Genomic DNA, 12,166 nt, shown 5'->3' on the forward strand with positions numbered 1-12,166 from the left:
CCCATTTTCCCGCTTGCGCCCCCCGCCCATCCGGCGCAGTCTTGACGTTAACGTCAAGCATAGGCGTCGAAACGGGAGAGCAAGGGATGGCGAAACGGGTCTGGACGGCCGCACTGCTGAGCTGCGCGGCGCTGGCATTGACTTCATGCAACGCATCGAAAAATGACAGTATCTCGAGCGGCGGATCGCTCGATGACGCCGAAAGGGCCAGCGAGACCCTGCTCGAGACCGGCGGCAACGGCGACGACTGGGGCGCGATCGGCTACAGCTACGACGAACAGCGTTTCAGCCCGCTCACCGACATCAACGACCAGAATGTCGGCACCCTCGGTATCGCCTGGACCGCCGACCTTGAGGACGCGCGCGGGCAGGAAGCGACGCCCGTGGTCGTCGACGGCGTCATGTATGTCACCCACGCCTGGTCGAAAGTCAGCGCATGGGACGCCGCGACGGGCAAGTCGCTCTGGAAGTTCGACCCCAAGGTCCCCGGCGAACGCGCTGTCAGCGCCTGCTGCGACGTGGTCAATCGCGGCGTCGCGGTGTGGGGCGACAAGCTGTTCGTCGGCGCGCTCGACGGCCGCCTCATCGCGCTCGACAAGAAGACCGGCAAGGAGCTGTGGTCGACGCAGACGTTCGACGCGTCGAAACCCTACACGATCACCGGCGCGCCGCGCGTCGTGAAGGATATGGTGCTGATCGGCAACGGCGGCGCCGAGTTCGGGGTGCGCGGCTATGTCACCGCCTACGACGCCGATACCGGCAAGGAGCGCTGGCGTTTCTACACGGCACCGAACCCGACTAAGGCAAAGGATGGCGCCGCGTCGGACGACATCTTCGCGAGCAAGGGCAATGCGACATGGTCCGACAAGGGTGAGTGGCAGACCTCGGGCGGCGGCGGCACGGTGTGGGACGCGATCGTCTACGACAAGTATCTCGACCAGGTCTATCTCGGCGTCGGCAACGGCAATCCGTGGAACCATGGCACGCGCTCGAATGGCGAGGGCGACAACTGGTTCCTCTCCTCGGTCGTCGCGCTCGACGCCTCGACCGGCAAATATAAATGGCATTATCAGGAAACGCCCGCCGAAACGTGGGACTATACCGCAACCCAGCCGATCATCCTCGCCGAGCAGGCGGTGAACGGGAAGCCGGTCAAGGTGCTGTACCATGCGCCGAAGAACGGCTTTTTCTTCACAATCGACCGTACCAACGGCAAGCTGATCGATGCCAAGCCCTTCGTCGACGGGATCAACTGGGCTACCGGCTATGATCTGACAACGGGACGCCCGATCGAAAATCCCGAGGCGCGTTTCTACCGGACCGGCAAGCCCTTTATCGCAGTGCCCGGCGCGCTCGGCGCGCATAACTGGCATCCGATGAGCTACAATCCCGGAACGGGGCTCGTCTATATTCCCGCGCAGCAGATCCCGCAGGGTTATCTCGCCGACATGGACGAACTCGACAAAAGAAAGGTGCTCGGCTTCAACGTCGGCACGTCTCTCAACAAGACCATGCTGCCCGACGACAAGGCCGCCTTCCGCGCCGCGGTCGCCGCGACCACCGGACGGCTCGTCGCCTTCGACCCGCGCACCGGCAAGGTCGCATGGGCGGTCGATCATCCCGCGGCGTGGAACGGCGGCACGATGACCACCGCGGGCAACCTGGTGTTCCAGGGCACCAGCCTCGGCCGCTTCCGCGCCTATGCCGCCGACACCGGCAAGCAGTTGCTCGACCTCGATATGCAATCGGGGATCGTCAGCGCACCCTCGACCTTCCGCGTCGGCGGGGTGCAATATGTCGCTTTCATGACCAGCAAGGGCGGCGCCTTCCCCCTCGTCGCCGGGGTCGCGGGCGGCGCGTCGCGCAAGATCCCGAACATCCCGCGCCTGATCGTCATGAAGATCGGCGGCACGGTGAAACTCCCTGCCCCGCCCTCCTCCGCGGCGCTCGCGTGGAACCCTCCGCCGATGACCGCCTCGCCCGCACAGGTCGCGGCGGGCAAAGCGCATTTCGGGCGCTATTGCATCGTCTGTCACGGCGACAGCGCGATCGGTAACGGCTTCACCCCCGACCTCCGCGTCTCGGGCACGCTCGCCAACGCCGACGCGTGGAAATCGGTGATCATCGACGGCACGCTCAAGGACCGCGGCATGGTGAGCTTCGCCAAGGTGCTGACGCCGCAAGATGCCGAAGCGATTCGCGCCTATGTCATCGAACGCTCGAACTGGACCAAGGCCAATCTGGCGGACGACGCGGCGCCGGTTGGGAGATAGAACACCGATCCTTGTATTTCCTCGATCGGTTGTGGTTGCGGAGAGGATGGGATTGGAAATTTCACGCGAAGACGCGAAGAAGGTCGCACACGAGACCTGCCGTCTATTTATCGCCGCAGGCGACATCGAAAGGCGCTTTGCGCGATCAGCAAGTGAGGCCGGCGTCCATGACGCCGCCTTCTTCGCGCCTTCGCGTCTTCGCGTGAAACAAAATAGAACAGCCCAGCCGTTCATGCCTATAATTTAGGCAGCAAAAACTCTTTGTTGCCCGCCCTTTGGGCAACGGCGTTATTTCGTTTCAAATTTCTTACCAAAACCCCACGATTCGCCAATTGGCACGGCTTTTGATTGGTGCAAGATGGCGGGACACCGCACCGACTCGACGGCGAACCGGGCCAGCACAGCTGATCCGGCTCGACGCGCAAGGAGCGGCGGCCAGCCCAAAAGGGGGACGAAAAGCGTGAAGAAGATTGAGGCGATCATCAAGCCGTTCAAGCTCGACGAAGTGAAGGAAGCGCTGCACGAAGTGGGTGTCAGCGGCATCACCGTCACCGAAGCCAAGGGTTTCGGCCGGCAAAAGGGTCACACCGAACTCTATCGCGGCGCCGAATATGTCGTCGACTTTCTGCCCAAGGTGAAGCTGGAGGTCATCGTCGAAGACTCGATGGCCGAACGCGTGGTGGAGGCCATCGCCGCCGCCGCGCAGACCGGCCGCATCGGCGACGGCAAGATCTTCGTCATTCCGGTCGAGACCGCACTCCGCATCCGCACCGGCGAACGCAACGAGGATGCGCTTTGATCTTTCGCACTTTTTGAAAACCCGACAATCCCCGGCACGCCGGACCATTTCGCAAGAAGGAAGCATAGACGATGGCTACGAAGCCCAAGGATATCATCGCGCGGATCAAGGAAAACGACATCGAGTGGGTCGACCTGCGCTTCACCGACCCCAAGGGCAAATGGCAGCATTTGACCATGGTCGCCTCGGTCCTCGGCGAGGACGAACTCGAAGACGGGCTGATGTTCGACGGTTCGTCGATCGAAGGCTGGAAGGCGATCAACGAGAGCGACATGATCCTGAAGCCCGACCTCGACGCCGTCTATGACGATCCCTTCTCGGCGACCCCGATGCTCGTCATCTTCTGCGACATCGTCGAACCCTCGACCGGCGAAGGCTATGCCCGCGACCCGCGCACCACCGCGAAGCGCGCCGAGGCCTATGTCGCCTCGACCGGTATCGGCGACACCGTCTATGTCGGCCCCGAAGCCGAATTCTTCATGTTCGACGATGTCCGTTTCGAAACCGGGTATAACAAGTCGGGCTTCGAGATCGACGATATCGAACTGCCGACCAACACCGGCCGCAGCTATGAGGGCGGCAACCTCGGCCACCGTCCGCGCGCCAAGGGCGGTTATTTCCCCGTCGCGCCGGTCGACAGCGCCGTCGACATTCGCGCCGAAATGGTCTCGACGATGCTCGAACTCGGCCTGCCCTGCGACAAGCATCATCACGAAGTCGCTGCCGCGCAGCACGAACTCGGCCTGACCTTCGGGACGCTGACCGAAACCGCCGACCGCATGCAGATCTACAAATATGTCGTGCATCAGGTCGCGCATGCTTATGGCAAGACCGCGACCTTCATGCCGAAGCCGATCAAGGACGACAACGGCAGCGGCATGCACACCCACATCTCGATCTGGGAAAAGGGCAAGCCGCTCTTTGCGGGTAACGGCTATGCCGGCCTTTCGGATATGTGCCTCTATTTCATCGGCGGCGTGGTGAAGCATGCCAAGGCGCTGAATGCCTTCACCAACCCGACGACGAACAGCTACAAGCGCCTCGTCCCCGGCTTCGAAGCCCCGGTGCTGCTCGCTTATTCGAGCCGTAACCGCTCGGCTTCGTGCCGCATCCCCTATGGCGCGGGCGCCAAGGCGAAGCGCGTCGAATTCCGTTTCCCCGACGCGATGGCGAACCCCTATCTCTGCTATTCGGCGCTGCTGATGGCGGGCCTCGACGGCATCCAGAACAAGATCCACCCGGGCGACCCGATGGACAAGAATCTGTACGATCTGCCGCCCGAAGAACTGAGCGAAGTCCCGACCGTCTGCGGTTCACTTCGCGAAGCGCTCGACAGCCTGATGGCCGACCACGACTTCCTCCTGAAGGGCGACGTGTTCTCGAAGGACCAGATCGAAGCCTATGTCGAGCTGAAGTGGGACGAGGTCTATCGCGTCGAACAGACCCCGAGCCCGGTCGAATTCGACATGTACTACAGCGCCTGATCCGCAAAGATCAGTAGCGCCAAGGAAGGGCGTCCGGTTCGGGGGAACGGGGCGCCCTTTCCTTTGGGTCGCCGGCCCCGATTACGCTTTGGTAAGCCCTTCGCGTTAAGAGAAGGCCGGTCTTTCCGGGGGGAATGCTCGATGTTTCGCATAATGGTTCCGATTGCCGCGATGCTGCTGGCGACCGGCTGCGGCAAGATGGCCGAACTGGTGAACCAGACGCGGATCGTCGCGGCGCCGCGCGAGCAGGTGTTCGCCAAGCTGTTCGGCGACGGCAGCGCCTTTACCGGCCTGCCGCTCGTCACCAACGGCGGATCGACGCGGCTCTACGAACTCGTCGCGCAAAAGGGCGAACCCGGGTTCGAAAAGCTCGTGCCCGACGAACGGCCGGACGCGTACAAGGTCAAGATCGCGGTCGCGATGGAAATCCCGCGCGAGGCGCATCTGATCTACAGCGTCGACGACGGTGCACTCAGCACCGGACTGAAGTTCACCTTCGAGGAACTCGCACCCGACCGCACGCGCGTCGCCTTCACGATCGACGATCTGACGGGCCATGGCGCGAAAGGCTTCGCGGTCAATCGCTCCGCGCTGCAGAAAATCGCCCGCGACGCGCTGGGCAAGCTCGACGATTTCAACGAGGTCAAGGAACCCGCCTGACGGGTTCTGCCCGCGGCTTATTTGATAAATCCGCGGGGTTGCGGTCTCCAGTGCCGGATGGCAGATAACATCCGGGTGCGTTCGATCGCGAAAAGGCTGTTTTCCCATGCGAATGCGTTTCCTGGCCGGCCTCACGCCCTTGCTCCTTGCCTCTTGTGGAGGCGGCGGAGGGGGCGGCGGCGGCACCCCGCCCGCGGCCAACGCGCCGCCGACTTTCACCTCGCTCCAGACGGCCAGCGTCGCGGAAAACACGGCCGCCGCCTATCAAGCGGCCGCCAGCAATCCCAACGGCGATGCGCTGACCTTCGCCATCGACGGCGGCGCCGATGCCGCACTCTTTTCGATCACCGCCGCCGGGGCGCTCCGCTTCAACGCCGCGCCCGACTATGACCTTCCCGGCGATGCCAATGGGGACAATGTCTATTCGGTCCAGCTTCGCGTCAGCGACGCCAGCGCCAGCGCGACGCAGACGGTCAATATCACCGTCACCAACAGCCGCGAAGGCATCGCCGTCGCACGCGTGGGTACGGGCTTCAGCCAGCCGACCTTCGTTCTCGGCATTCCGGGCAGCAGCGACGTCTATGTGCTGGAAAAGGCGGGCCGCGTCTATCGCCTGACCCCCTCGACCGGCGCCAGAACCTTGCTCTTCACCGTCGGCGATCTGTCGACCGACGGCGAACGCGGATTGCTGGGCATGGCGCTGCTGCCCAATCCGGCGAATTCCGATCGCTTCATGATCTACTGCACCAATGCCGCCGGCGATATCGAGCTTCGCGAATATGGGATCCTTTCCGGAACGCCGCGCGTGATAGCGACGCTCGCGATACCGCATCCGGGGGCGAATAATCACAACGGCGGTTCGATGGTCTTTGGCCCTGACGGTTTTCTCTATGCCGGGGTGGGCGATGGCGGCGGCGCGGGCGATCCCGGCAACAATGCCCAGAACCCCAATTCGCGGCTGGGCAAGATATTGCGGATCAGGGTCGTCGAAGATCCCTATGCCGGTGCCGCGGTTCCCGACAATGACGATTTCCTGGTGCCCGCACCGGGCAACCCCTATCTCGGCGGCGGCGGCGACCCCTATGTATACGCACTTGGCCTGCGCAATCCGTTCCGCACCGCCTTTTCGGGCTCGACGCTGATCATCGGCGACGTCGGGCAAGGCGCGGTCGAAGAAATCGACCTGGTCACGACGACGCAGCCGGGACTCAATTTTGGCTGGCGTTTCAAGGAAGGGACACAGCCCTATACCGGCACCGCGCCCGGCGGCCTTACCGACCCGGTCGCCGAATATGGCCATGGCAGCGGCCCGCGGCAGGGCAATTCGATCACCGGCGGCTATGTCTATCGCGGCCCTGTGGCGTCGCTCGTCGGCCAATATGTCTTCGCCGACTTCGTTTCGGGCAATATCTGGACGGTGCCCTTCTCCAGCCTCGTTCCGGGTCAGACGCTCGCCTCCTCGCGCTTTGCGCGGCGAAACGAGGATTTCGCACCCGACGCGGGAGCGCTGAATTCGATCGCCTCGTTCGGCGAGGATAGTGCAGGGAACCTTTTCCTCGTCAGCATCGGCGGCGACATTTTCATGGTGCGCCAGGGAACCTGAGTCGGTCGCGGGCGCTTTCCTTGGGGGTGCAAGCCCCGCGAGGACAGGATCATGCCCGCTCCGCTGACCGCCACCGCCATCAACTGCTCGCTTTCGGCCGGAAGCCGCGCTAGTTCGACCGACGCGATGATTGCAGTGCTCGCCGAACATTTCACGGCGCTGGGCGTAAAGGTCGCCGACCCGATCCGCGTCGCCGCGCATAATGTCAAATGGGGCGTCACTTCGAACGAGGGGCCGGGCGACGACTGGCCGAAGATTCGCGAACGGATACTGGCGGCCGACATATTGATCTTCGGCACCCCGATCTGGATGGGGCAGGCGTCGAGTGTTGCAAAGCTGGTCCTCGAACGGATGGACGCCTTTTTGGGCGAAACCGACGATGCCGGCCGCATGCCCAGCTCTTCGAAGGTCGCGGTCGCCGCGATCGTCGGCAACGAAGACGGCGCACACAATGTCTCATCGCAAATCTTCCAGGCGCTGAACGATGTCGGCTGGACGATCCCCGCGGTCGCCGCCTGCTATTGGGTCGGCGAGGCGATGCACCATGTCGATTTCCAGGATCTCGAGCATCGCCCGCGCAAGGTGACCGAGACGGCGAAGATGGTCGCCGCCAATGCCACACATCTCGCCTGGCTGCTCAAACAGGCGCCCTATCCCGGCTGACGGCTTGCACCTGATCATCAACCAAGGCACACTTTGTCCGTCGCCCCCGCGAAGGCGGGGGCCGCTGTCGGCCTTGCGCTGCATCTCCAGCGGCCCCCGCCTTCGCGGGGGCGGCGATTCAGAATCTTATAGGGCTGGAGTCTCCCATGAAATCGCTGCCGCTCGCCGCTCTCGTCGCCCTTGGGCTCACCTTCACGCCCGTCGCAGAGGCTAAACTCTCCAAACCCGAAAGCGCAATGGCAAAGATCGTCGTGGCCGAGCAGGATCGTTCGCTCGCCTTGCTCGAAAAACTCGTCAACCAAAACAGCGGCTCGCTCAATCTGGAGGGCGTCGAAAAGGTCGGGGCGATGATGCGCGCCGAACTTGAGCCGCTCGGTTTCAAGGTCGAGTGGAAGCCGATGACCGACACCGGCCGCGCCGGCCACCTGATCGCGACGCATATCGGCAAGCCCGACACCAAGCGCCTGCTCCTCATCGCGCATCTCGACACGGTGTTCGAGCCTGACTCGCCCTTCCAGATATTCACCCGCAAGGGCGATATGGGCGAAGGCCCCGGTGCGGGCGACGACAAGGGCGGGATGGTCGTGATCGTCGCGGCGCTGCGCGCGATGCAGGCCGCGGGCACGCTGAAGGACGCCAATATCGAAATCCATATGACGGGCGACGAGGAGGATTCGGGCACCCCGATCGAAAAGGCGCGCGCCGACCTGATCGCCGCGGGCAAGCGCAGCGACGTCGCGCTCGATTTCGAAGGGCTCGTGCGCGACAATGGCGCCGACATGGGCTCGGTCGCGCGCCGTTCGTCGGACAGCTGGACCGTCACTGCGACGGGCAAGAGCGCGCACAGCTCGGGCATCTTCAGCGCCGCGGCGGGCGACGGCGCGATCTATGAACTCACTCGCATCATCCACCGCTTTCGTACCGAGCTGCCCGAACCGAACCTGACCTTCAACGTCGGGCTGATCGCGGGCGGCCAGCAGGCCGACCTCGACGCGGGCGGGATCCGCGCGACGGTGACCGGAAAGACCAACATCATCGCACCCGTAGCGGTCGCGCGCGGCGACCTGCGCGCCCTGTCAAACGAACAAATCTCCCGTGTGAAGGCAAAGATGACCGCGATCGTCGCCGAACATGCCCCCGGCACCGATGCGACGATCAGCTTCGACCCGGGCGGCTATCCGCCGATGGCGCCCACCGACGGCAACCGCGCGCTGCTCACCAAGCTCAACGGCGTCAACCGCGACCTCGGCCTCGCCGAAATGGCGCCGCTCGACCCGCTGAAGCGCGGCGCGGGCGACATCAGCTTCGTCGCCGCCGACGTCGACGGCATCGCGGGACTCGGTCCCTACAGCACCGGCGATCACGCCCCCGGCGAAGCGGTCGACATCCCGAGCATCGCGCGCCAGGCGACGCGCGCTGCCATATTGATGTCACGGCTTTCGGCTGAAAAGCGCTGAGCCGTAATTTTCTGTTCCCCGGCGAAGGCCGGAGTCCAGAGCGCCGCCAACCCGCGTTCGCGTATGAACACCCTGGACACCGGCCTTCGCCGGGGAACAGTCGGGTGACGAAAATGGGGTGTGGCGCTTGATTCATTCGCTGCCGTCATTAGGTAGCAATGCGAGACGTATTTAGACACGCCGATGGGAGAAGAACGATGAGCGACACCGCAACGCACCTCAAGCAGAACTACATCGGCGGCCAATGGGTCGACAGCAAGGGCGGCAAGCCCCACGACGTCATCAACCCCGCAACCGAAGAAGCCGCCTCGACGATCGTCCTCGGCACCGCCGCCGACGTCGACGAGGCCGTCGCCGCAGCGCGCGAGGCACTGAAGAGCTGGTCGCAGACGACGCGCGAAGAACGGCTCGACCTGCTGAACCGCATCGTCGAAGAATATAAGAAGCGCGCACCCGATCTCGCCAAATCGATGGCGAGCGAAATGGGCGCCCCGGTCAGCTTCGCCGGCACCGCGCAGGTCGGCGCAGGCATCGGAGGCTTCCTCGGCACGATCGCCGCGCTGCAGGATTTCAGCTTCACCGAAAAATATGCCGCGGGCGTGATCGCCTATGAACCGATCGGCGTCGTCGGCATGATTACGCCGTGGAACTGGCCGCTCAATCAGATCGCGCTCAAGGTCGCCCCGGCGCTCGCCGGCGGCAACACGATGGTGCTGAAGCCGTCCGAAGAATGCCCGGGCAATGCGACGATCTTCGCCGAAATCCTCGATGCGGCGGGCGTTCCCCCGGGCGTGTTCAACCTCGTTCAGGGTGACGGCCCGACGGTCGGCAACGCGATCAGCGCGCACCCCGGCATCGAAATGGTGAGCTTCACCGGCTCGACCCGCGCCGGCATCCTCGTCGCCAAGGCGGCGGCCGACACCGTCAAGCGCGTCCATCAGGAACTCGGCGGCAAGTCGCCGAACATCGTCCTGCCCGACGCCGATTTCGCCGCGGTGCTGCCGCCAACGGTACAGGGCGTGCTCGTCAACACCGGGCAGAGCTGCATCGCCCCGACGCGCATCCTCGTCCAGAAGGACCGCGAGGCCGAAGCCGTCGGCGTGATCAAGGCGATGTTCGACGGTACGCAGGTCGGCGACCCGCAGGCCGAGGGCGGCCATATCGGCCCCGTTGTCAACAAGGCGCAATTCGACAAGATTCAGGGTCTGATCCAGTCGGCGATCGACGAAGGCGCGACGCTGGAGACCGGCGGCACCGGCCTGCCGAGCAACGTCAACCGCGGCTATTATATCAAGCCGACGGTCTTCTCGGGCGTCACCCGCGACATGCGCATCGCCAACGAGGAAATCTTCGGCCCCGTCGCGACGGTCATGGCCTATGACACGCTCGACGAAGCGGTCGATATCGCCAACGACACCGAATATGGCCTGTCGGCAGTGATCTCGGGCGACCCCGCCAAGGCGGCCGCCGTGGCACCGAAGCTGCGCGCCGGCATGGTTGCGGTCAACGCCTGGGGTCCCGGCCCGGGCGCGGCATTCGGCGGCTACAAGGCATCGGGCAACGGCCGCGAAGGCGGGGTGTTCGGCCTCAAGGATTTCATGGAAGTGAAATCGATCAGCGGCATTCCCGGGTAAGCCATCTTCTCCCCTCCCGCTTGCGGGAGGGGTCGGGGGAGGGCATAGCGTTGCTAACCCTCCCCGCTACGACTAGCGAGCAAGCTCGCAAGTCTCGCTGCCCCTCCCGCAAGCGGGAGGGGTTTTGCATTGCGCGAACTCCCGCTAAGCGCTTCTACATGACCCGCTCCCCCCTTGCCCCCGCAACCTTCCCCGCCCTCCCCGAAATCGCCGGAGTCACGCGCCGCGTCGCGCGCGCGCAATATAAGACATGGGACCGCTGCGACCTCACCTATGTCGAGCTAACCCCCGGCACCACCGTCGCGGGCGTCTTCACGCGCAACATCTGCTGCTCGTCCGAAGTCGAACTCGGGCGCGAGCAGGTCAAGGGCGGCACCGGCCGCGCGCTGATCGTCAACGCCGGCAACAGCAACGCCTTCACCGGCTATCGCGGGCGCGAGGCGGTCGAGCAGATCATGGCGCAGGTTGCAGAGCATCTCGGCTGCGAGACCAGCGAAGTCTTCGTCAGTTCGACCGGCGTCATCGGCGTGCCCTTGCCCAAGGACAAGGCGCGCGCCGGGGTCGAGACCGCACTGACCGCCACCCCCTGCTCATGGGAAGCCGCCGCCGAAACCATCTGCACCACCGATACCTTCGCCAAAGGTTCGGCCGCGAGTGCGATCGTCGATGGCAAGACCGTCCAAGTCGCGGGCATCGTCAAGGGATCGGGCATGATCGCCCCCGACATGGCGACGATGCTCGGCTATATCTTCACCGACGCCGCCGTCGCGCCCGCGCTGTTGCAGGAGATGCTCAGCGAAGCGACTGGCGGCAGCTTCAACAGCATCACCGTCGACAGCGACACCTCCACCAGCGACACGGTGCTGCTCTTCGCCACCGGGCAGGCGGACAACGCGGTGCTGACCGCGCGCGACGATCCGAGCGCCGACGCGCTGTACGCCGCAATCCGCCAGGTCGCGCTGGACCTCGCGCAGCAGGTCGTGCGCGATGGCGAAGGCGCGTCGAAATTCATCGAGATACAGGTGAGCGGCGCGGTCAGCGACGACAGCGCCAAGCGCGTCGCACTCGCCATCGCCAATTCGCCGCTGGTCAAGACCGCAATCGCGGGCGAGGATGCCAATTGGGGCCGCGTCGTGATGGCGGTGGGCAAGGCCGGCGAACCCGCCGACCGCGACAAGCTCGCGATCCGCTTCGGCGATTACTGGGTCGCGAAGGACGGTCTACCCGTCGACGGTTACGACGAAGCGCCGGTCGCAGCGCACCTCAAAGGTCTAGAAATCCGTGTTGGTGCCGACCTGGGCCTCGGCACCGGCCGCGCGACCGTCTGGACGTGCGACCTGACCCACGGATATATCAGCATCAACGCCGATTATCGGAGCTGACCCCAAATAATATCGTCACCCCGGACTTGATCCGGGGTCCACAGCCCATGTTTGTGACGTCGGCATGGATCCCCCTGAGTTCACAAACGAAGTGCAACACCTGACACAGGTGTTGCCATGTCGAACTACCGCCAGTTATCGCTTGAGGAGCGCTGTTCGATTGCCCGTCTTCATGAAGACGGGCAATCGCTCCGGCAAATCGCGGCAGCTC

The 12,166-nt window shown here is 64.3% G+C and carries 10 protein-coding genes; all 10 read left to right on the plus strand.

What is annotated here, in order from left to right; genetic code table 11:
* Positions 1-86 precede the first annotated feature (86 nt).
* Complete coding sequence (locus VJ811_RS03500) at positions 87-2,273, plus strand: PQQ-dependent dehydrogenase, methanol/ethanol family (RefSeq protein ID WP_324070891.1); 2,187 nt, start codon at positions 87-89, stop codon at positions 2,271-2,273.
* Between the two features lie 460 nt (positions 2,274-2,733).
* The gene (locus VJ811_RS03505; RefSeq protein WP_037518110.1) at positions 2,734-3,072 is read left to right on the plus strand and encodes a P-II family nitrogen regulator; all 339 of its coding nucleotides are present in this window, start codon (positions 2,734-2,736) and stop codon (positions 3,070-3,072) included.
* A gap of 71 nt (positions 3,073-3,143) precedes the next feature.
* Positions 3,144-4,556 (plus strand): type I glutamate--ammonia ligase, encoded by a 1,413-nt coding sequence (gene glnA / locus VJ811_RS03510; protein WP_324070892.1) that lies wholly within the window; start codon positions 3,144-3,146, stop codon positions 4,554-4,556.
* Positions 4,557-4,697: 141 nt separating this feature from the next.
* On the plus strand, positions 4,698-5,216 hold the full coding sequence (locus tag VJ811_RS03515) for an SRPBCC family protein (RefSeq protein WP_324070893.1): 519 nt from the start codon (positions 4,698-4,700) through the stop codon (positions 5,214-5,216).
* A gap of 106 nt (positions 5,217-5,322) precedes the next feature.
* The gene (locus VJ811_RS03520; RefSeq protein WP_324070894.1) at positions 5,323-6,819 is read left to right on the plus strand and encodes a PQQ-dependent sugar dehydrogenase; all 1,497 of its coding nucleotides are present in this window, start codon (positions 5,323-5,325) and stop codon (positions 6,817-6,819) included.
* A gap of 51 nt (positions 6,820-6,870) precedes the next feature.
* Positions 6,871-7,482 (plus strand): flavodoxin family protein, encoded by a 612-nt coding sequence (locus tag VJ811_RS03525; RefSeq protein ID WP_324070895.1) that lies wholly within the window; start codon positions 6,871-6,873, stop codon positions 7,480-7,482.
* 146 nt (positions 7,483-7,628) lie between these two features.
* The gene (locus VJ811_RS03530) at positions 7,629-8,939 is read left to right on the plus strand and encodes a M20/M25/M40 family metallo-hydrolase (protein ID WP_324070896.1); all 1,311 of its coding nucleotides are present in this window, start codon (positions 7,629-7,631) and stop codon (positions 8,937-8,939) included.
* 197 nt (positions 8,940-9,136) lie between these two features.
* Positions 9,137-10,573: an aldehyde dehydrogenase family protein gene (locus tag VJ811_RS03535; RefSeq protein ID WP_324070897.1), complete on the plus strand. Its 1,437-nt coding sequence runs from the start codon at positions 9,137-9,139 to the stop codon at positions 10,571-10,573.
* 158 nt (positions 10,574-10,731) lie between these two features.
* The gene (argJ, locus tag VJ811_RS03540) at positions 10,732-11,955 is read left to right on the plus strand and encodes a bifunctional glutamate N-acetyltransferase/amino-acid acetyltransferase ArgJ (protein WP_324070898.1); all 1,224 of its coding nucleotides are present in this window, start codon (positions 10,732-10,734) and stop codon (positions 11,953-11,955) included.
* Positions 11,956-12,072: 117 nt separating this feature from the next.
* A partial coding sequence (locus VJ811_RS19395; protein ID WP_414711910.1) for a helix-turn-helix domain-containing protein occupies positions 12,073-12,166 on the plus strand: 94 nt, incomplete at its 3' end.

Origin of the sequence: Sphingopyxis sp. (assembly GCF_035250425.1) — a bacterium.
Classification (GTDB): Bacteria; Pseudomonadota; Alphaproteobacteria; order Sphingomonadales; family Sphingomonadaceae; genus Sphingopyxis.